Source organism: Aeromicrobium marinum DSM 15272 (assembly GCF_000160775.2).
In the GTDB taxonomy this organism is placed as follows: Bacteria; Actinomycetota; Actinomycetes; order Propionibacteriales; family Nocardioidaceae; genus Aeromicrobium; species Aeromicrobium marinum.
Genome location: NZ_CM001024.1, coordinates 898,902 through 918,012, shown reverse-complemented (window position 1 = coordinate 918,012; position 19,111 = coordinate 898,902). Strand labels below are relative to the sequence as shown.

20 protein-coding genes are annotated in these 19,111 nt (G+C 72.2%); 2 read left to right on the top strand and 18 right to left on the bottom strand.

Annotated elements, in window-relative coordinates; translation table 11 throughout:
* Positions 1–893 (top strand): YhgE/Pip family protein (locus HMPREF0063_RS16765; protein ID WP_007077534.1); only part of this gene is annotated, 893 nt, incomplete at its 5' end.
* A gap of 11 nt (positions 894–904) precedes the next feature.
* Here the strand turns inward: HMPREF0063_RS16765 and miaB are convergent.
* The 4 genes from miaB to HMPREF0063_RS04805 are packed head-to-tail and all read right to left on the bottom strand — an operon-like array spanning position 905 to position 4,393.
* On the bottom strand, positions 905–2,368 hold the full coding sequence (miaB, locus tag HMPREF0063_RS04820; protein ID WP_007077533.1) for a tRNA (N6-isopentenyl adenosine(37)-C2)-methylthiotransferase MiaB: 1,464 nt from the start codon (positions 2,366–2,368) through the stop codon (positions 905–907).
* Between the two features lie 38 nt (positions 2,369–2,406).
* Entirely contained in the window at positions 2,407–2,865 is a 459-nt protein-coding gene (locus HMPREF0063_RS04815) for a hotdog fold domain-containing protein (RefSeq protein ID WP_007077532.1), read from the bottom strand.
* A 40-nt stretch (positions 2,866–2,905) separates the two neighbouring features.
* Entirely contained in the window at positions 2,906–3,289 is a 384-nt protein-coding gene (locus tag HMPREF0063_RS04810) for a hypothetical protein (RefSeq protein WP_007077531.1), read from the bottom strand.
* Between the two features lie 21 nt (positions 3,290–3,310).
* Positions 3,311–4,393, bottom strand: a complete 1,083-nt coding sequence (locus HMPREF0063_RS04805) for a WD40/YVTN/BNR-like repeat-containing protein (RefSeq protein ID WP_007077530.1) — start codon at positions 4,391–4,393, stop codon at positions 3,311–3,313.
* Positions 4,394–4,501: 108 nt separating this feature from the next.
* Between HMPREF0063_RS04805 and HMPREF0063_RS04800 the strand changes: the two genes are divergently transcribed.
* Positions 4,502–5,932, top strand: a complete 1,431-nt coding sequence (locus HMPREF0063_RS04800; protein ID WP_007077529.1) for a CapA family protein — start codon at positions 4,502–4,504, stop codon at positions 5,930–5,932.
* Positions 5,933–5,939: 7 nt separating this feature from the next.
* Here the strand turns inward: HMPREF0063_RS04800 and HMPREF0063_RS04795 are convergent, their stop codons facing one another.
* From HMPREF0063_RS04795 to nirB, 14 genes are all read right to left on the bottom strand, one after another.
* A complete protein-coding gene (locus tag HMPREF0063_RS04795) occupies positions 5,940–6,881 on the bottom strand; it encodes a M28 family metallopeptidase (protein ID WP_007077528.1) in 942 nt (313 codons plus the stop codon).
* A gap of 49 nt (positions 6,882–6,930) precedes the next feature.
* The gene (locus tag HMPREF0063_RS04790) at positions 6,931–7,452 is read right to left on the bottom strand and encodes a regulatory protein RecX (protein ID WP_007077527.1); all 522 of its coding nucleotides are present in this window, start codon (positions 7,450–7,452) and stop codon (positions 6,931–6,933) included.
* A 5-nt stretch (positions 7,453–7,457) separates the two neighbouring features.
* Complete coding sequence (gene recA / locus HMPREF0063_RS04785) at positions 7,458–8,543, bottom strand: recombinase RecA (protein ID WP_007077526.1); 1,086 nt, start codon at positions 8,541–8,543, stop codon at positions 7,458–7,460.
* 267 nt (positions 8,544–8,810) lie between these two features.
* Positions 8,811–9,005 (bottom strand): DUF3046 domain-containing protein, encoded by a 195-nt coding sequence (locus HMPREF0063_RS04780; protein ID WP_007077525.1) that lies wholly within the window; start codon positions 9,003–9,005, stop codon positions 8,811–8,813.
* A 5-nt stretch (positions 9,006–9,010) separates the two neighbouring features.
* A complete protein-coding gene (locus tag HMPREF0063_RS04775) occupies positions 9,011–9,313 on the bottom strand; it encodes a helix-turn-helix domain-containing protein (protein WP_007077524.1) in 303 nt (100 codons plus the stop codon).
* Between the two features lie 67 nt (positions 9,314–9,380).
* Positions 9,381–9,878, bottom strand: coding sequence for a CinA family protein (locus tag HMPREF0063_RS04770; RefSeq protein WP_007077523.1), 498 nt, complete (start codon positions 9,876–9,878; stop codon positions 9,381–9,383).
* Positions 9,875–10,501, bottom strand: coding sequence for a CDP-alcohol phosphatidyltransferase family protein (locus HMPREF0063_RS04765; protein WP_007077522.1), 627 nt, complete (start codon positions 10,499–10,501; stop codon positions 9,875–9,877). The genes HMPREF0063_RS04770 and HMPREF0063_RS04765 overlap by 4 nt, the downstream gene beginning before the upstream one ends.
* 29 nt (positions 10,502–10,530) lie before the next feature.
* On the bottom strand, positions 10,531–10,989 hold the full coding sequence (locus HMPREF0063_RS04760) for a hypothetical protein (protein ID WP_007077521.1): 459 nt from the start codon (positions 10,987–10,989) through the stop codon (positions 10,531–10,533).
* Positions 10,986–13,412, bottom strand: a complete 2,427-nt coding sequence (locus tag HMPREF0063_RS04755; protein ID WP_083788851.1) for a DNA translocase FtsK — start codon at positions 13,410–13,412, stop codon at positions 10,986–10,988. Before HMPREF0063_RS04755 ends, HMPREF0063_RS04760 begins: the two co-directional genes overlap by 4 nt.
* 40 nt (positions 13,413–13,452) lie before the next feature.
* On the bottom strand, positions 13,453–14,187 hold the full coding sequence (locus HMPREF0063_RS04750; RefSeq protein WP_007077519.1) for a sirohydrochlorin chelatase: 735 nt from the start codon (positions 14,185–14,187) through the stop codon (positions 13,453–13,455).
* Between the two features lie 127 nt (positions 14,188–14,314).
* Positions 14,315–15,058, bottom strand: a complete 744-nt coding sequence (locus HMPREF0063_RS04745; RefSeq protein WP_007077518.1) for a sirohydrochlorin chelatase — start codon at positions 15,056–15,058, stop codon at positions 14,315–14,317.
* The gene (locus HMPREF0063_RS04740; protein WP_040320103.1) at positions 15,055–16,170 is read right to left on the bottom strand and encodes a uroporphyrinogen-III synthase; all 1,116 of its coding nucleotides are present in this window, start codon (positions 16,168–16,170) and stop codon (positions 15,055–15,057) included. Before HMPREF0063_RS04740 ends, HMPREF0063_RS04745 begins: the two co-directional genes overlap by 4 nt.
* Positions 16,167–16,508 carry a nitrite reductase small subunit NirD gene (gene nirD, locus HMPREF0063_RS04735; protein ID WP_007077516.1) on the bottom strand — a complete coding sequence of 114 codons (342 nt, stop codon included), beginning with the start codon at positions 16,506–16,508 and terminating at the stop codon, positions 16,167–16,169. The genes HMPREF0063_RS04740 and nirD overlap by 4 nt, the downstream gene beginning before the upstream one ends.
* Positions 16,505–19,081: a nitrite reductase large subunit NirB gene (gene nirB, locus HMPREF0063_RS04730; protein WP_007077515.1), complete on the bottom strand. Its 2,577-nt coding sequence runs from the start codon at positions 19,079–19,081 to the stop codon at positions 16,505–16,507. The genes nirD and nirB overlap by 4 nt, the downstream gene beginning before the upstream one ends.
* Positions 19,082–19,111 lie beyond the last annotated feature (30 nt).

The window sequence follows — 19,111 nt, the reverse complement described above, 5'->3', positions numbered from 1 at the left end:
CCGACGGCGCCCGCCAGCTGCGGTCGGGGACGTCGCAGCTCAGCGACGGTGCGACGGGCGCGGCGAACGGGGCCGCCCAGCTCGCCGTGGGGGCCCGCGACCTCGCCGCAGGCGGCACGCAGCTCGCCGACGGCAGCGGACAGCTCTCGTCCGGGGCGTTCGAGCTCATGACCGGGCTGCGAGAAGGCAGCGACGACATCCCGGCCTACACCGACGCCGACCGCGAACGTCTCGCCCGGACGGCAGCGACCCCCGTCGAGGGCGACGCCGAGCGGCTGAACGCCGTCGACTCCTACGGCGAGGCGTTGGCGCCGTACTTCATCGCCCTGGCGCTGTGGGTCGGTGCGATGGCCGTCTACCTCTTGCTGCGTCCGTGGTCGGCCCGGGCCGTCGCCTCGACCACCGGCAGCATCCGCACCGCCCTGGCCGGCTACGTGCCCGGTCTCGCCCTGTCGGTCGTCCAGGTCGTGCTCCTGCTGACCGTCCTGCAGGGCGTCCTCGGGATCGACCCGGCGAGCCAGCTGCTGCTGATCGTGGTGGCGCTGGCCACCGCTGCGGCCTTCACCGCGCTGAACCAGATGTTCGTCGCCCTGTTCGGCGGTGCCGGACGATTCGTGGCGCTGGTCTTCGTCAGCCTGCAGCTGACCTCGGCCGGCGGCACCTACCCCATCGAGACCGCCCCCGGGTTCTTCACCGTCCTGCACGACCTGCTGCCGATGACCTACGCCGTCGACGGTCTCCGGGTCGCGTTGGCCGGTGGCACCGAGGGGGTCACCACCGACCTGCTGGTGCTCGCGGGGTTCACCGTGCTGGCCCTGGCCGTGACGATCCTCGCGGCTCGTCGCCGCCAGACCGTCACGGTCGGCCGACTCCACCCGACGCTGCGGGTCTGACCCGGCCGGCGTCAGGTGGCGCAGGAGGGGGCGGGCGGCAGCGGCGCCGGCACCCCCAGCGCGGGCATGCCGAGCCCGACGGTCCGGACCTCGGTCCGCCCCTGGCGGGACTCCCAGGCGTCGCCCGCGCGGGTGCGCCGGACGCCGATCGGCAGGTCGTCGCTGACCAGGTGATGGGGAGCGGCACGGGTGATGCGGACGTCCACGACGTCGCCCGGCCGGATCTCGTGCTCCCCCGGCACGAAGTGGACCAGGCGGTTGTCCCGCGCACGGCCGGTGAGCCGGCGGGTCGCCCCGTCCTTCTTGCCCTCGTGGTCGGAGACCAGCAGCTCGACCACTCGGCCCTCCTGCGTCCGCGCCTCGGCCCAGGCGACCTCGTCGACGACCTCGACCAACCGGTCGTAACGCTCCTGCACCACGGCCTTGGGCAGCTGGTCGGGCAGGTCCGCGGCCGGGGTTCCCGGCCGCCGTGAGTACTGGAAGGTGAAGGCGCTGGTGAATCGAGCCGCGCGCACGACCTCCAGGGTCTGCACGAAGTCCTCCTCGGTCTCACCCGGGAACCCGACGATGATGTCGGTGGTGATGGCCGCGTCGGGCATCGCGGCCCGGACGCGGTCGATGATGCCGAGGAACTTCTCGCGCCGGTAGGACCGGCGCATCGCCCGCAGCACCCGGTCGGACCCCGACTGCAACGGCATGTGGAGCTGCGGCATCACCGTCGGGGTCTCGGCCATGGCGGCGATGACGTCGTCGGTGAAGTCCTTGGGGTGCGGACTGGTGAACCGCACCCGCTCGAGACCCTCGATCCGCCCGCACGCCCTCAGGAGCTTGGCGAACGCCTGGCTGTCGCCGAACTCCACCCCGTAGGCGTTGACGTTCTGGCCCAGCAGCGTGACCTCGACGACACCGTCGGCCACCAGGGCCTCGATCTCGGCCAGGACGTCGCCCGGTCGCCGGTCCTTCTCCTTGCCGCGGAGGGCGGGCACGATGCAGAAGGTGCAGGTGTTGTTGCATCCCACGCTGATGGACACCCAGGCGGCGAACACCGAGTCGCGCTTCGTCGGCAGGGTCGACGGAAAGACCTCGAGCGACTCCAGGATCTCCACCTGCGACTCCTCGGCGACCCGGGCACGCTCCAGCAGCACCGGCAACGACCCGATGTTGTGGGTGCCGAACACGACGTCGACGTACGGAGCCCTGCGAGTGATGGTGTCGCGGTCCTTCTGCGCCAGGCAGCCACCGACCGCGATCTGCATGCCGGGATGCGCCGCCTTCACCGAGGCGACGTGGCCGAGGTTGCCGTACAGCTTGTTGTCGGCGTTCTCCCGCACGGCGCAGGTGTTGAACACCACGAGGTCAGGGGTGCCTGCGCCCACCGGTTCGTAGCCGGCGGTCTCCAGCAGGCCGCTGAGCCGCTCGGAGTCGTGCACGTTCATCTGGCAGCCGTAGGTGCGTACTTCGTAGGTCCTCGTCATGACCGCTCAATCGTACGTGGCGGTCGTGGTCGTCCCGCTCACCTCGTCGGCGTCACCCAGAGATGGATCGTCCCCTCGACGACGACGGTGCCGTCGCGGCGGGTGGCACGCACGGTCACCGGGACGTCCGGTGCCGCGGACCAGTCGGCCTCCGAGGTCTCGGCCGTGCACACCAGGTCGCTGTCGGACTTCGCGAGGTAGCTGACCTCCATCCCCTTGGGCAGCCACCGGTGGCCGGCCGGCGTCGTGGCCTCCGCGAGCAGACCCATGGCCGCCTCGAGCCCGTTGCACACCGCGATGGCATGGACCGTGCCGATGTGGTTCTGCACCGAACGACGCTTCGGCAGGGTCAGCTGGGCGAAATGAGGCCGCATCTCGTCGACCCTCAGGTGGATCGAGGCGAAGTACGGTGCCTTCTGGCTGAACGCGATCGAGAACAGCCGCTTGCCCTGGGGCAGCTTGGACATGGAGCGGTACATCTGCAGGGTCGAGGCCATGACGGGATCCTACTCGCCGGTAACCTCGGGGCGCCAACGGCTACCCCGCCAGCACGACGACCAGGCTCGAGCCCAGCATCACCCCAGCCACCGGCGCCCAGAGTCGGCGCTCGCGAGGGCTGGTGGTGAGGCCGTTGAGCACGAGGGACACGGCGGAGACGCCGACCGCCACCCAGCCGACCCACGGCAGGGCCTCGGCGATCCCCGCCGGGGCGACGTCCGCCACGGACAGGACCGTCACCACGAGCAGCACGAGCACCGACGCCTGGACCACGGCGGCGACGCGCAGACCCACAGGAAGCACGCCGGGGCGCGCACCGCCCATCGTCAGGGAACCCCACGGGGCACCGCCCGCGAGCGCCAGCTGGAACGCCACGGCGAGACCGGCAGCCGCGGCGAAGACGACGGCGGCGACATCACCCATCGACGCGCTCCGAGCGGGTCGTCAGACCTGCGCGGCCCGGATGCACAACACGTCGGGCAGGTTGCGCCGCACCTCGGTCCATGTCGCCGCCTCGTCGGCGCTGACCCAGACGGCACCGTGACGTGAGCCGGCGTAGAGGCCCAGCGGTTCGGCGGTGTCACTGGCGAACGCGTCACGCAGCACGACGGTGTGCGCCTCGTCGGGGAGGCCGGGTCCTGTCTCCGACCACGACTCCCCCGCGTCGTCGGAGCGCCACACCGCGGGCCGGCCCTCCGGCGGGAACCGCTCGATGTCGGCGACGAGGGGAAACACGAAGACGGTGCCGGGCCGGTGCGGATGGGCGACGATCGGGAACCCGAAGTCGACCGGGAGACCTGCTGCGATCGACTGCCACGAGCGTCCGGCGTCGTCGCTGCGGTACACACCGCCGTGGTTCTGCGCGTACAGGCGGTCGGGGTCGCCCGCGTCGACGGCGACCTTGTGCACGCACTGACCGAACTCCGGGGACTCGCCGGGGATGAACTCCGCGCCGATGCCCCGGTTGAACGGTGTCCACGAGTCGCCGGCGTCCTCGGTGCGGTACACGCCGCCGGTCGACATCGCGACGGTCACGACCTGCTCGTCGGAGGGGTGCGGCACGACGGTGTGGATGGCCTGTCCCCCTCCGCCGGGCGCCCACGTCGGTCGGTGCGGGTGGTCCCACAGCCCCCGGACCAACTCGAAGGTCTCGCCACCGTCGGTCGAGCGGAACAACGCCGACGGCTCGGTGCCGGCGTACACGACGCCGGGCTGGTCGGCCGGCGCCGGACGGAGCTGCCAGATGCGCTCCAGCGCCACTCCGGTGTCCTCGGGGAACCGGACCGCACCGCCCGGGGTCTCGGTCCAGGTCGCTCCGAGGTCGTCGGACCGGAACACCTGCGGACCCCAGTGCGGACTCGTCGCGCCGGCCAGCAGCCGCGGCGAGCCGCCGCGGGTGTCGACGGCGACCGAGTAGATCTCCTGCATGGGGAACGCCGGGGGGTCCCACGTCCACGCCGTGCGGTCGTCCTCGGCCCGGCCGACGAACAGCCCCTTGCGTGTACCGACCAACAGGATCGTCGCCATCAGTGCCCCTCTGCCTCGCCCTGCCCGGAATTCGAGGCTAGCCCTCGCGACCGGTCGTGTCCACGGTCGTCCGGACCGGTTGGTCGGACTGCCTAGGCTGGTCGCACCATGGTCGCGATCCACCGCACGACCCGCCGCGGGACCGGGAGACTCCCGGGGCTCATCGCGGTCGGCCTCGCCGCCTGTCTGGCCGGACCGGCCGCCTGCACGACCGAGACTCGCGAGCCTGAGCGCCCGGCACAGGCGTCGGCACCACAGTTCCGAATCCCGCTCGCCGTCGTCACCCACCTCTCCCGCGGCGTCGACGACGTGAGCCTGACCCAGGCCGAGGCCGTCCGCGCCGGTGAGGTGACCGACTGGAGCGCGCTCGACGGCGTGCCCGGACCGTTGCGGCTGGTCGACGCCTCGGACCCCTTGGCGGCCGTGGCCGAGGTCGCCGGCGATCCGCAGGCGGTGGCCGTCGTCCCCGCCGACACGGTCGACCCGCGCGTCCGTGCGCTCCGCATCGACGGCGTCGACCCGCTGCGCGCCGAGGGCGACGTCGCCTTTGACGCCGCGAGCGACGAGCCGGCGGCCACCGTCGTGCGGACCACGATCACCGGCGACATCATGCTCGGCCGCAGGGTCGGCCGCCTGCTGGAGGCGTCAGGTGACCCCGCGGCGGTGTTCCGGCCGCTCGCCGAGCGCCTCGCGGCGGCCGACCTGACCGTCGGCAACCTGGAGTCGACCCTGTCCATGAGCGGTCCGCCGACCCAGGGGGGTGACTCCTTCGGTGCCGATCCGAGCGTGCTGGCCGGCCTGGAGCTCGCCGGCTACGACCTGCTCTCGGTGGGCAACAACCACCTGGGGGACTTCGGTCTCGCCGCGATCAACGAGACCATCGCCGCACTGGCGGGCGCCGGCTTCGCCACGGTCGGGGGCGGCGCCAACCTCACGGAGGCTCGTCGTCCGACCGTCCTGACCCACGACGGCATCAGCATCGGGTTCGTCGCCACCGACTCGATCGGTGAGACCCCGGCCGCCACCGACAGCTCGCCCGGCACCAACCGCCTGAACGCTCCACCCCGCACCGGCCCCCTGGACTCCGCCGCGCTCGACGCCGTCGCGGCCGACATCAGGACGCTGGACGCCGAGGTCGACATCGTGATCGCGTTGCCGCACTGGGGGACGCAGTACACCAACGTGCCGGACGAGATCCAGCGGACGATCGCGACGACCTTCATCGAGGCCGGGGCCGACCTGGTGGCGGGAGGTCACCCGCACTGGGTCCAGGGGTGGGAGACCATCGGCGACGCCACCGTCGTGCACTCGCTCGGCAACTTCGTCTTCGACATGGACTTCCTCGTCGAGAACACCGAGGGCGTGTTCCTCGAGGTGGTGAGCCGCGGCGACCGGATCGTGGCGGTCGAACCCGTGCCGTACGTGATCGGCGACGACTACGCCCCCCGCGTCGTGGACGGCCCCACCGCCCAGGTCATCCTCGACCGGCTGCGGGAGACCAGCGCCGCACCCTGGAACAGCGTCCGACCACGGCCGTGAGCTCCGCTCAGGACGCGAGCCACTGCGCCATGATCAGGCCGACCCGCTCCATCTGACCCGGGTCGATGACGTCGGGGGTGTCCTGCGGCGAGTGGTACCCGGCGTACGGCAGGCTGCCGAGGCGTGCGGCCTCCAGGCCACCGCGCTCGAACGACCAGTGGTCGCTGGTGCGGTTGTCGCCGCAGACGGTGTGCGGGACGCCGGCAGCCACCGCGGCGGCCGCGAGGGAGTCACGCACCGCAGGGGTGGCCCGGCCTCCGTGGCAGATCGGCACCTCGGGTCCGGGCACGCCGACGCGGTCCAGCGACACCATGGCTGTCGTCGCTGCGCGCGCCGGCTCGTCGAGGGCTGCGACGTACTGCTGGGAGCCGAAGTGGTGCAGGTCGTCGCCGGGTCCGCGCGGCTCCTCGGCGCCGAAGGCGATGAACCGCACGGGCAGACTCCCGTCGACGTCGAGGCGGGCCAGCTCGAGCATCATCGCGACCCCTGAGGCGTTGTCCTCGGCACCGGGTGCGACCGGGATGGTGTCGAGGTGGGCACCGACCAGCCGGTGCGGGCGGGTCGGGTCGAAGCCCGGCGGGTCGGCGATGACGTTGACGGAGGTGCCGGCCGGCACGTCGACTCCCCAGGAGTTGCCCGCCGGCGCCTGCACGTCCTGGCGGGAGACGGTGTAGCCGAGCCGGTCGAACCGGTCCGCCACCCAGTCGGCCGCCCGGAGGTACGCCTCGGACGTGGCGTGCCGAGGTCCGATGACCACGGCGAGGTGCTCGACGTCGGCCATCGCCCGCGCGACCTCCAGCACCGGTGCGGGCTCCGGCGCGGGCGCTGCGCTCGTCTGCGGCGCAGACGGCTCGACCGTGGCGCGCGGAGCCGGATCGGATCCCCCGGAGCACGCCGCGAGGAGCAGCACGCCGGAGATGACGAGCGGGACGGTGTGGAGTCGTCGCATGGCAGAACAACGAACGGGCTCCCGGGATCGATCCCGGGAGCCCGTTCGTTCAGCAGGCGTCGTCGACGATCTCGGCGTCGAGCTCGGCTCGGACGACGTCGAAGGCGACCTGCGGTGCGTAGCCCTTGCGGGCCAGCAGGCCGGTCAGCCGCCGGATCTGCGTCGTCGGGTCGAGCCCCTGCATGGTCCTGAGCTTCTTCTGGACCAGCTGGTGGGCGGCCTGGCGCTCGGTGTCGGCGTCGAGCTCGGCGAGTGCCTCCGCGGCGACCTGGTCGTCGACCCCGTGCCGCTTCAGCTCCTGGGCCAGGACACCGGTGGCCAGGCCCTTGCTGCGCTGGCGCCCCTGCACCCAGGAGCGGGCGAACTCACGGTCGTCGACGAGCCCGGCGGCCTCGAACTTGTCGAGCACGACGGCGGCGACCTCGGCGGGAACCCGCTTCTTGAGCAGCGTCTGCTCGAGCTCGGAGCGACTCCGGGCCCGGACGGCGAGGCGGTCGTAGACCACCTGCTTGGCCACGGCATGCTGTTCGGCCACCTCGTCGGCCGTCAGCTCGGTCTCCACGACGCTCATCCCGCTCAGAAGTCGGCCTCGGCGCCGACGGCCTCGGCCGTCTCCTCGACCGCGACGCCGACCCCCATCTGGTCCTTGATGCGCTTCTCGAGCTCCTCGGCGAGGTCGGGATTGTCGTGGAGGAACTGGCGTGCGTTCTCCTTGCCCTGACCGAGCTGGTCGCCCTCGTAGGTGTACCAGGCGCCGGCCTTGCGCACCAGACCGCAGTCGACGCCGACATCGATGAGGCTGCCCTCGCGGCTGATGCCCTTGCCGTACATGATGTCGAACTCGGCCTGCTTGAACGGCGGGGCGAGCTTGTTCTTGACGACCTTGACGCGGGTGCGGTTGCCGACCATGTCGGTGCCGTCCTTCAGCGTCTCGATGCGCCGGACGTCGAGCCGGACCGAGGCGTAGAACTTCAGTGCCTTGCCGCCGGTGGTGGTCTCGGGCGAGCCGAACATCACGCCGATCTTCTCGCGCAGCTGGTTGATGAAGATCGCGGTCGTGCCCGAGCCGTTGATCGCTCCGGTCATCTTGCGCAGGGCCTGACTCATGAGGCGGGCCTGCAGACCGACATGGCTGTCGCCCATCTCGCCGTCGATCTCGGCACGGGGCACGAGGGCGGCGACGGAGTCGATGACGATGATGTCGAGGGCGCCGGAACGGATCAGCATGTCGGCGATCTCGAGCGCCTGCTCACCGCTGTCGGGCTGCGAGATCAGCAGCGCGTCGGTGTCGACGCCGAGAGCCCGGGCGTACTCGGGGTCGAGGGCGTGCTCGGCGTCGATGAACGCCGCCACACCGCCGGACTTCTGAGCGTTGGCGACGGCGTGCAGGGCGACGGTGGTCTTGCCCGACGACTCCGGTCCGTAGATCTCCACGACCCGGCCGCGCGGGAGACCGCCGATGCCCAGGGCCACGTCCAGCGCGGTGGCGCCGGTGGGGATGACGTCGATCTTGGTGCGGCCACGCTCACCCAGCCGCATGACGGCTCCCTTGCCGTGGGCGCGGTCGATCTGGGCGATGGCGTTGTCGATCGCCTTGGTGCGTTCGTCGGTGTCGCCGCCGGTGAGGCGGGTGACGGGGGCAAGTGGTGCTTTGGAGGCCATCAGAGGTCCGATCTGTCGTGGGTGGCGCGGCGTCTACGACGGTAGGAGAGCCCTCAGACATTCCTGGGCCTCGTCGACCCGTCTGTGGACGTCCGCTCTCCTGACGTCAACCTGTGGACGACCCTAGTACGAACATCCGTTCGATCGCGCGCGACACGCCGACCCCCCGAGGCGGTGGATTCGCGACCGAATAGGCCGGCCGGTGGGTTCGCGACCGTATGGGGCGCCTTTCGGTCGCGGATCCACCGCCCGGAAGGGGACGGGACCTCAGCGCTCGGAGGCGGGGAGCTCCAGCCGGGCGTGCACGGCGCGCCAGACGGTCTTGGGGATCACCCCGGCGTCGAGGGCCTCGGTGGGCGTGCGCCCGCCCAGCTCGGAGATGACCTGGGTGTCGGCCCAGACCCGGGCGTACCCGGCGCCCAGGTGCTGGTCCATCCGCTCCCAGAACTCGCTGTGTCGCACGCGGATCAGGCGGCGGAGACCCGGACGTCGCCGGGCGCGATGGAGGACACGCTCGCGAGCTGCGCCTCGGCGCTCTCGACCAGCTCCAGCCGGGCTCCCACGTCGAGCAGGACCTTCGACAGCGGCACGTCGAGCGCGGCGGCCAGAGCAGCGAGGAGCTCCGAGCTGGGCTCCTTCTGGCCGCGCTCCACCTCGGAGATGTACCCGAGCGACACCCGCGCCCGTGCGGACACGTCCCGCAGGGTGAGACCTTCGTCGAGACGGCGCGCGCGGAGGACTTCGCCGACGAGCTGACGCATCGTGGTCATGGTTCACCTCCGGGTGCAGGGCCGACGGGGCTGTCGGTGCTGTCGGTGAGAGCTGCCGACGTGACGGTCAACAGCCCCCGGGCCGTTCCTGTTCCCCCACCCTATCGACCGCGCACGACAGTGCAGCATCCACGGTCGCCCGGCGGATCGTGTCGCGGTCCCCGGCGAGGTCGAGCCGCTCGACCACCACGCCGCGGGCGTCGGCCACCGCCACGTAGACCAGCCCCACCTCACGGCCCTCCGCCGCCGTCGGCCCGGCATTGCCGGTGGTGGCGATCCCGACGTCTGCACCGCACCGCCCCCGGACCCCTGCCGCCATCTGGGCGGCCACGTCCGGGTCGATCGCCCCCCGCGTCCCCAGCAGCCCGGGATCGACGCCCAGCAGGTCCAGCTTCAGCCGTGACGCGTAGGCCACCACCCCGCCCCGCACGACGGCGGAGGCGCCTGCGACGCCGACCAGCTCGGCGCACACCAGCCCACCGGTCAACGACTCCGCGGTGGCCACGGTGAGACCGCGGTCGGCCAGCAGGCCGATGAGCCCCCGCGCGTCCCGCGTCGCGCTCACGACGGTCGGGCCGCCAGGAAGTCGGCTCGGATGCGTCGGGCGTCGACGACGTACTGCCACGCGGTCACCATCGTGATCGCGACCGCGCCGGCCATCAGGACGTGGGTGACCCACAGGGCGACGTCGCTGGCCGCGGTGTCCCACAGCTCGAGCGGGAGGATGTAGCCGGCGAGCGCGGTCGCCTGCAGGGTGGTCTTGATCCGACCGCCCTGGCTGGCCGGCATCACGCCGTACTTCTTGATGAACAGGCGCATGATCGTGATGCCCCACTCGCGCACGAGCACGGCGACGGTGACGAGCCAGAACAGCCAGTGGTCGAAGATCAGGGCCAGACCGATGAAGGCCATGCCGGTGAGCGCCTTGTCGGCGATCGGGTCGGCGAGCTTGCCGAAGTCGGTGACCAGACCGCGGCTGCGCGCGATGTCGCCGTCGATCCGGTCGGTGACCATGAGCAGTCCGAACGCGAGGAACGCCCAGAGTCTCCACTCGACCTGCTGACCTGCGTCGAACAGCAGCAACCACCCGAAGAGCGGGACACCCGCGATCCGCACGACGGTCAGCGCGTTCGCGATGTTGAGGTTGCTCGGCGCCTCCGGGACGGCGGAGGGTTCGGGCGGGGTCATGGGGGCCTTTCCGGCGACGTCAGGACACCTCAGTATGCGACAGCGCCGCGACGCTGCGCCAACTGCGTCCGGGCCTCGGCGGGCGCGACCGTCGTCGACAGACCCAGCGGCGTCGAGTACACCCGCAGCCCGTCGGCGCTCACGACCTTGACCCGAGCGTCGTGCCGCCACCCCTCGCGGGCCTCGACCCGGATCTCGCCCATCTCGTTCCACAACAGCCCGATCCACCCGTCCCCGTTGCGCATGCGGACCCCGTGGTCGTCGGCAATGAACAACGGCGTGCTGGCGTCACCGGTCCCCCGCAGCAGCGCCAGGGCCAGCACCAGGAACACGGCGGCCGGCGCCGCCAGCACCGGGTCGCGCTGGTCGTACGCCATCGCCCCGAACCCGGCTGCGAGCACCACACAGCACAGTCCGAGCACCAGGTACAGCCGCACCCGGCGATGGATCTCGAAGGTCGGGGCGGGCTCGGCGGCGTGCGCGCTCATGCTCCGGCACCGATCGTGGCCAGCACCTGCTCGAGCTCGTCGGGCTTGATGAGGACGTCCCGCGCCTTCGAGCCCTCGCTGGGGCCGACGACGCCCCGACTCTCCATGATGTCCATGAGGCGACCGGCCTTGGCGAACCCGACCCGCAGCTTGCGCTGGAGCATCGACGTCGAGCCGAACTGCGTGGTGACGACCAGCTCGACCGCCTGCAGCACCAGGTCGAGGTCGTCGCCGATGTCGTCGTCCAGCTCCCGCTTGCTCTGCGCGGGGGCGGTGACGTCGTCGCGGTAGCTGGGCTGCAGCTGCGTCTTGCAGTGCTCGACGACCGCGTGGATCTCGGCCTCGGTGATCCAGGCGCCCTGCATCCGCATCGCCTTGTTGACGCCCATCGGCAGGAACAGTCCGTCGCCCTGCCCGACCAGCTTCTCGGCGCCCGGCTGGTCCAGGATGACCCGGCTGTCTGCCAGCGAGGAGGTGGCGAACGCCAGCCGGCTCGGCACGTTGGCCTTGATGAGTCCGGTCACGACGTCGACCGAAGGCCTCTGCGTGGCCAGGACCAGGTGGATCCCGGCTGCTCGCGCGAGCTGCGTGATCCTCACGACGGAATCTTCGACGTCCCTCGGAGCCACCATCATCAGGTCCGCGAGCTCGTCGACGACGACCAGCAGGTAGGGGTACGGCGCGAGGACCCGCTCGCTCAACGCGGGCAGCTCCACCGTGCCGGCCCGGACGGCGGCATTGAAGTCGTCGATGTGGCGGAAGCCGAAGTTGGCGAGGTCGTCGTAGCGCATGTCCATCTCGCGGACGACCCACTGCAGCGCCTCGGCGGCCTTCTTGGGGTTGGTGATGATCGGCGTGATCAGGTGCGGGATGCCCTCGTAGGCCGTCAGCTCGACGCGCTTCGGGTCGACCATGATCATCCGGACCTCGTCGGGCGTCGACCGCATCAGGATCGAGCTGATCATCGAGTTGACGAAGCTGGACTTGCCCGATCCGGTGGCGCCGGCCACCAGCAGGTGCGGCATCTTGGCGAGGTTGGCGACGACGAACCCGCCCTCGACGTCCTTGCCGAGACCGATGACCATCGGATGGTGGTCGCTGCGGGCCTTGGTCGACCGCAGGACGTCACCCAGGGACACCATCTCCTTGTCGACGTTGGGGATCTCGACCCCGATCGCCGACTTGCCCGGGATGGGGCTGAGGATCCGGACCTCGTTGGACGCGACGGCGTAGGCGATGTTCTTGCTGAGCGCCGTCACCTTCTCGACCTTGACCGCCGGGCCGAGCTCGACCTCGTACCGCGTGACCGTCGGCCCGCGGGTGTACCCGGTGACCTGCGCGTCGATCTGGAACTGCTCCAGCACCTCGGTGAGCCGCTCCACGACCTCGTCGGACGCCGCCGACCGTGCCTTGTGCGGCGAACCCTCACGCAGCACCGTGCTGTCGGGCAGGGAGTAGATGACGTCCCCGGACAGGGCCAGCTGTTCGGCGCGGGCCGGCAACGGCTCCAGCGGAGGCAGCTGCGCCTCCTCGACCGGTGCGGTCTCGTGCACCGCGGGCGCGGGGTCGTCGGTGACGTCGTCGGGCACGTCGATGAGCGGGTTCTCGTACGGTTCGTCGACGACCGGCGCCGCCGGGGTGCGCGGGTGGGACCGGCGGGCGGACGGGGCCGGCTCGGCCTCCTGCGGACGACCGAGGATCCGGTCGCGGGTGGCGCGGAGTCGTTCGGGCACCGCGTGCACGGGGGTGTTGCTCAGCACCAGCACGCCGAAGGCCACGACCAGCACCAGCAGCGGCGCCACGACGTAGCCGGTCTTCAGCAGGTCCATGGGGACGGCGGAGAACAGGTAGCCGAGCGCTCCCCCGGCCTCCCGCACGGCCGCCATGTCGCCCGGGCGTGGCACACCGTTGGACAGGTGGACCAGACCGAGCACCCCGCCGCCGACCGCGAGCCAGGCGATCACCTGACGGCCGGCCGGACCCTGCTCGTCCGGGTGCCGCAACGTGCGCCACGCGATGATGGCCAGCACGACCGGCACACCGACCGACAGCACACCGACCGTGCCTTCACAGACCTGACGGATGACCCGTCCGGCCGCTCCGGGCAGCTGCCACCACGTGGCGGCGGCCACCACCATGCCGAGACCCAGGACGGCCAGGCCGACCCCGTCCCTGCGGTGGGCGGGATCGAGGTCGCGGGCGCTGCGGCCGATGCTGCGCGCGATCGCGCCGATCACCCCGGCCAGGCCGAGCCAGATCGCCCGGAGGAGCCGACCGAGGCCGGTGACGGCGCGAGCCAAGGGGCCAGGTCCGGTCTGCTTCGCGGCGGGGCGTCGTGGGGCGGGACGCTTCGCTGTGGGCTTCTTGCGGGCCTGGCTGCCGGACGGCCGCTTGCGCGGCGGGGAAGACGTACGGGTCGCCATGCCCCAAGCCTAAAGCAGAACTCGAGCCTTTCGCGGGACGTCAGCCGTGGGCGAGGCGGGGTTCGTCGCCGGGACCGGCGGCCTGCGGGGCTCCGGGCACGCTGCGGGAGCGGGCCCGGTCCAGCACGAGCCCCACGAGCCGGGGGTCCGGGGCACCGTGGGTGAGGATCGGTGCGGTGACCACGTCGGCCCCCGCCTGGCCGATGACGTCGAGCGCATGGCCACGGGTCAGCAGGTAGGGCGCCACGACGACCCGCCGCCCGTAGGCCCGGGCGACGTCGAGAGCCTCGACCAGCGAGGTGTCGGGACCCCCGAGCGACCCCACGTGGACCCGTCCGCCCCAGACGGCGCTGAGGAGGCGAGCCGCCTTCCCCACGTCGGTGACGGCGCGGTCCTCCACCAGGGCGTCGATCGCCAGCACGATGGTGTCACTCGGTCGGGCCCCGGCCGCGATGAGCCGCTGCACACCGATCTCGGCCAGCACCCAGTCGGGGCCGAGCGGCGCGGTCACCGTCACCGAGGCGTCGACGGCTGCCGCCCGGGTGATGTCGACCGACACGGCACGGTCGTGCACCAGCACGAGGGGCACCAGCGCCCGTGGCCCGCTGGTGGAGGCGACGACCTCGGCGATGCCCGGTTCCTGGCCGTCCAGGTAGCAGTCGACCACGTCCAGGCCTCGCGCCTCCCGTCGCACGGCGTTGACCAGTCGCGACAGGTCCGCACGGCCCGCGGGGTCCTCCGCGCCCCGCGCGCAGAGGATCAACGAACGGTTCACGGGCGGCGCTCCCCGTCGTCGGGCGGGCCGGCGACCGCAGAACCCGAGACACCTGCGGTGACCGTCCCGACACGACCCATGCCGTCAGCGTGGCGCGACGGTGTTTCGCCGGCGTTTCGCGGACGGTTCAGGACCGTGACAAGTGCCACTCGACCGCTCCCGACCGTGGCGTGGCCGCGGCAGCGCGGTCCAGCCGTCCGATCGCTGCGGCCACTCGATCGACGACCACGGACACCACACCGCGGTCGACCGGCCCGTCGTCCAGCAACGGTGGTGTGACGAGGTCGACGCCCGAACGGTCCAGCCGGTCGTGGAAGAAGCCCGGAGCCAGCAGGTAGGAGGCCGCCACGGTGCGTCGCCCGGGGCGGGCGACGGTCCGGACGACGTCCGCGAAGGCCGGACCCGAGCCGCCCAGGTGCCCGGCCACGACCGGGCCGCCCCGTGCTCGGGCGAGGTCGTCCGCGGCCCGGTCGACCTCGTCGATCGCGCGCCGCTCGGTGGAGCCCGCCACCCCGAGCACGACGACGTCGTCGGGGGTCGACCCGGCCTCGAGCAGCCGCCGCAGCATCAGAGCGGTCAGTCGGGGGTCGGGACCCAGAGGCTCGGCCGCCACGGCCCACGGACGATCGGCGGCCCGGGCGATGTCGACCCGCACGTGCCAGCCGGCGGTGAGCAGCAGCGGCAGCACCACGACCGGCCCGGGCGCGACGTCGACCACGGCGGCGGGCCGCGGCTCCTGCACGTCGACGAAGGCCTCCTGGACGTCCAGGTGCTCGACCGTGCGACGGACGGCGTCGACCAGGGCCGTGACGGCCCGTCGCGCGGCCGGCGCGTGGGTCCCGTGACTGGTGGCCACGACCGTGGTGGTCACGGCGCCTCCCGCACGGCCAGGCGGTACCCGCGCTTGACGACCGTCTGCACCACGGCGCGACCGACGGCGTCGCGGAGCCGCGCCACCGCGACCTCGGCGGAGTGCGGGTCGGTCGACTCCCCCGGCAGCACCAACAGCAGCTCCTCGCGTGTGCGGACCGTCCCCGGCTCGGTCGCCAGCAGGCGCAGCACGGCGAGGCCGCTCGGCGACACAGGGAGCGGCACGTGGTCGAGCGTCGCGGTGGTCGCACGCACCCGGAGGTCACCGCCCGCCGTGCGGACGCTCGTGGATGCGTCACCCAGCAGGATCACGAGTGATCGGACCAGCGCACCGAGCCGGGCCCGCTCCGGCAGCAGCGGGTCGAACCCGGCAGTCCGCAGGGGCTCCGCGGTCACCGGACCGACCGCCGCGACGACCAGTCGGTCGTCCTTCGCCAGCCGCAGGACCTCGTCGAGCACCCCGGCGGCCTGCACGACGTGGAGCCACGCCGCGGCGCCGGGCGCCGAGGTGAAGACCACCGCGTCGAAGCTGCCGTCGGCGGTGTCCCGGACCGATCGCTCGAGCACCGCGCGGTCCGGGGGCGGGCCCCACCGGTAGACCACCAGCCCGTACGGCCGCGCCCCTGCCGCTGCCAGGCGGGTCTCGAGTCCGTCGTCTCCTGCTCCGTGGTGCTGCACGGCGATCGACAGCCCGTCCACGCCCTCCGCCAGGAGGAAGTCGGCGATCTCGGCCGAGGTCTCGGACTCCGCGACCCAGTCCGGCACGAGCCCCGCCGCCTGCAACGCACCCCGCGCCTTGGGTCCGCGGGCGACCAGGCGCACCGACCTCAGGGCGTCGATCAGGTCACCCCCCAGACCCGCGGCCTCCGCGGTGTCGAGCCACCCCCGCAGACCGATGCCGGTTGTCACCACCACGATGTCCGCACCCTCGGCGATGAGGTGCCTGGTCCGGTCGAGCAGGGTCTGCTCGTCGATGTGGGACTCCACCCCGAGCGCAGCAGCGACGCTCACCTCGGCGCCTCGGCGCTCCAACGCGAGCGCGAGGTCCGACGCCCGGCGCTGCGCCGTCACCAGCACGCGGGTCCCCGCCAGGACCGGGCCGAGCGTCGTCACCGGTCCGTGCCCGTCGTGCCGATCTCCACCCATCCGTCCATGATGCGGGTCGGCCAGACGTCGAGGCCGACCTCGGGGTCGTCGAGGCAGAGACCGGTCACCAGGTCGAAGGTCTGCTTGTGCATCGGCGATGCCACCGTGGGCACCCCTTGGCGGGTCCCGACGAGCCCGCGAGCCATCACGTTCGCGCCGCTGAACGGGTCGCGGTGCCCGACTGCGTGGACGCGCTCGCCGGTGGCCGAGCGGAACAGGGCGATCTGGATGCCCCCGACGAGCGCGGCCGCGCCTCGGTCCGGCAGGAGGTCGTCGAGCCGGCACACCCGCTGCCACCGGCTCACGCGGTCACGTCCGACGGCCGGACGGCGATCGTGGCACCGGCGACGAGGACGCTCCGCTCGACCGGCGAGGCGGGTCGGCGCTGTCCGCGCTCGTCGACGTACGCCAGATCGGGGTCGGCCGTGTCCGGAGCATTGACGAACGACCGGAAGCGGCTCAGCTTGGCCTCGTCCGCGAGGGTCGCGGCCCACTCGTCGACGTAGCTGCCGACGTGCGCCTCCATCGCCGCGTCGAGGTCGGCCCCGATGCCGAGACTGTCGTGGAGCACCACCGCCCTGACCGCGTCGAGGCCACCCTCGACGGACTCCAACCACGGGGCGGTCCGCTGCAACCGGTCGGCCGTCCGCACGTAGTACATGAGGAACCGGTCGGTCGCTCGCACCAGGTCCTCGGTCGACAGGTCCTCGGCGAACAGCTGCGCGTGCCGCGGGGTGAAGCCGCCGTTGCCCCCCACGTACATGTTCCAGCCGCGGTCGGTCGCGATGACGCCCACGTCCTTGCTCCGGGCCTCGGCGCACTCCCGCGCGCAGCCCGACACGCCGAGCTTGATCTTGTGCGGTGACCGCAACCCCCGGTAGCGCTGCTCGAGCTCGATCGCGAGAGTCGTGGAGTCCTGCACCCCGTACCGGCACCATGACTGGCCGACGCAGGACTTCACGGTGCGCAGCGACTTGCCGTAGGCGTGCCCGGACTCGAACCCCGCGTCGACCAACCGGCGCCAGATGTCCGGCAGCTGCTCGATGCGCGCGCCGAACAGGTCGATCCGCTGTCCGCCGGTGATCTTGGTGTACAGGTCGAAGTCCGCAGCCACCTGGCCGATCGCGATGAGCCCCGCGGGGGTCACCTCCCCGCCCGGGATGCGCGGCACCACGGAGTAGGTGCCGTCCTTCTGCAGGTTCGCCATCACGTGGTCGTTGGTGTCCTGCAGGGCAGCGTTCTCGCCCTCGAGCACATGTCCGTGACCGAGACTGGACAGGATCGAGGCGACCACCGGTCGGCAGATGTCGCAGCCGCGCCCCGAGCCGTGCCGGCCCAGCAGTTCGCTGAAGGTGCTGATGCCGCTCACCCGGACGACGTCGAACAGCTGGGCCCGCGACAGCGCGAAGTGCTCGCACAACGCGGTGCTGACCTCGATCCCCGATGCGGCCAGCCGCTCGTCGACGAGCTTCTTGACCAAGGGAACGCACGACCCGCAGCTGGTGCCCGCGCGCGTGCAGGTCTTGACGCCCGCCAGGTCGGTGCAGCCCTCGTCGGTGACCGCGGCCCTCACCTGGCCGGCACACACGTTGTTGCAGGAGCACACCGTCGCCTCGTCGGGCAGGTCGCCGCCGGCGGCGGGCGCGACACCTTCGGGCAGCAGCCAGCCGGTCGGGTCCCCCCCGAGGGCGCGGCCCACCATCGGGCGCAGGGTCGTGTACGCGCTCGCGTCACCGACCAGGATGCCGCCCAGGAGCGTCGCGGCGTCGTCGCTCATGACCAGCTTCTTGTAGACCCCGGCGGTGGGGTCGGCATAGACGACCTCGAGGCTCCCCGACGTGAGGGCGAAGGCGTCGCCGAAGCTGGCCACATCGACGCCGAGGAGCTTGAGCTTGGTGGAGAGGTCGGCCCCCTCGAACACCGCCGTACCACCGAGCAGGCGGTCAGCGACGACCTCGGCCATCGTGTACCCGGGCCCGACCAGACCCCAGACACCCCCCGCGACGTGGGCGACCTCGCCGATGGCGTAGATCGACTCGTCGGACGTGCGGCAGCCGGGGTCGGCCACCACTCCGCCCCGCTCGGCGACCTCCAGCCCGGCGCTCCGCCCCAGCTCGTCGCGGGGGCGGACGCCGGTCGCGAACACCACGACGTCGGCCCCGATGCGATCCCCGTCGGCGAACTGCATCCGGGCGACGCGTCGGTCACGTCCTGCCACCACCCGCGCCGTGGCGGTGGCGGTCCGCACGGACACGCCGGCCCGTTCGATGAGCCGGCGGAGCGCCTCACCGCCGGCCTGGTCGACCTGCAGCGGCATGAGCCGGTCGGCGAACTCCACCACCGTGGTCTCACACCCCAGGGCGGACAGGGCTCCTGCTGCCTCCAGTCCCAGGAGCCCTCCGCCCACCACGGCCCCCCGCACGGGCCTGCCGAGTGCCGCGGCCCGGTCCAGGACCCACTGCCGGAGCTCCGTGACGTCGTCGACCGTGCGGTAGACGAAACAGCCCGGCAGGTCGGCGCCGTCGATCGGCGGCACCGTGGCGTACGAGCCGGTCGCCAGCACCAGGCGGTCGTAGGCAAAGGTCGTGCCGCGGGCGTGGACCAGTCGCGACTCGCGATCGATCGCGGTCACCGCGGAGTGGCGGTGGAGGCGGACCCCGGGCCGGCGCCAGAGCTCCCGGTCGCCCAGCACCAGGTCGTCAGGGTCCCGGTCGGCGAAGAACGAGGTCAGAGCCACCCGGTCGTACGGCGGCCGGGACTCCTCCCCGAACACGTCGATGTCCCACTCCGCGTCGGCACCTCGCTCCACCATCGCCTCCACGAGACGATGGGCCACCATGCCGGCGCCCACGACGGCGAGCCTCTTCTTGTCGGTCATGTCATCGACGCTAGGCCGCTCACGTGTCGG

What these genes read in the sequence shown, in the direction of transcription:
- HMPREF0063_RS04810 (WP_007077531.1), bottom strand. Translation starts at nt 3,289, where the DNA reads ATGGGTGATGTCGCCGCCGTCGTCTTCGCCGCGGCTGCCGGTCTCGCC.
- HMPREF0063_RS04760 (WP_007077521.1), bottom strand. Translation starts at nt 10,989, where the DNA reads ATGAGCGCGCACGCCGCCGAGCCCGCCCCGACCTTCGAGATCCATCGC.
- HMPREF0063_RS04795 (WP_007077528.1), bottom strand. Translation starts at nt 6,881, where the DNA reads ATGCGACGACTCCACACCGTCCCGCTCGTCATCTCCGGCGTGCTGCTC.
- nirB (WP_007077515.1), bottom strand. Translation starts at nt 19,081, where the DNA reads ATGACCGACAAGAAGAGGCTCGCCGTCGTGGGCGCCGGCATGGTGGCC.
- HMPREF0063_RS04755 (WP_083788851.1), bottom strand. Translation starts at nt 13,412, where the DNA reads ATGGCGACCCGTACGTCTTCCCCGCCGCGCAAGCGGCCGTCCGGCAGC.
- recA (WP_007077526.1), bottom strand. Translation starts at nt 8,543, where the DNA reads ATGGCCTCCAAAGCACCACTTGCCCCCGTCACCCGCCTCACCGGCGGC.
- HMPREF0063_RS04765 (WP_007077522.1), bottom strand. Translation starts at nt 10,501, where the DNA reads ATGACCCCGCCCGAACCCTCCGCCGTCCCGGAGGCGCCGAGCAACCTC.
- HMPREF0063_RS04805 (WP_007077530.1), bottom strand. Translation starts at nt 4,393, where the DNA reads ATGGCGACGATCCTGTTGGTCGGTACACGCAAGGGGCTGTTCGTCGGC.
- HMPREF0063_RS04815 (WP_007077532.1), bottom strand. Translation starts at nt 2,865, where the DNA reads ATGGCCTCGACCCTGCAGATGTACCGCTCCATGTCCAAGCTGCCCCAG.
- HMPREF0063_RS04800 (WP_007077529.1), top strand. Translation starts at nt 4,502, where the DNA reads ATGGTCGCGATCCACCGCACGACCCGCCGCGGGACCGGGAGACTCCCG.
- HMPREF0063_RS04775 (WP_007077524.1), bottom strand. Translation starts at nt 9,313, where the DNA reads ATGACCACGATGCGTCAGCTCGTCGGCGAAGTCCTCCGCGCGCGCCGT.
- miaB (WP_007077533.1), bottom strand. Translation starts at nt 2,368, where the DNA reads ATGACGAGGACCTACGAAGTACGCACCTACGGCTGCCAGATGAACGTG.
- HMPREF0063_RS04790 (WP_007077527.1), bottom strand. Translation starts at nt 7,452, where the DNA reads ATGAGCGTCGTGGAGACCGAGCTGACGGCCGACGAGGTGGCCGAACAG.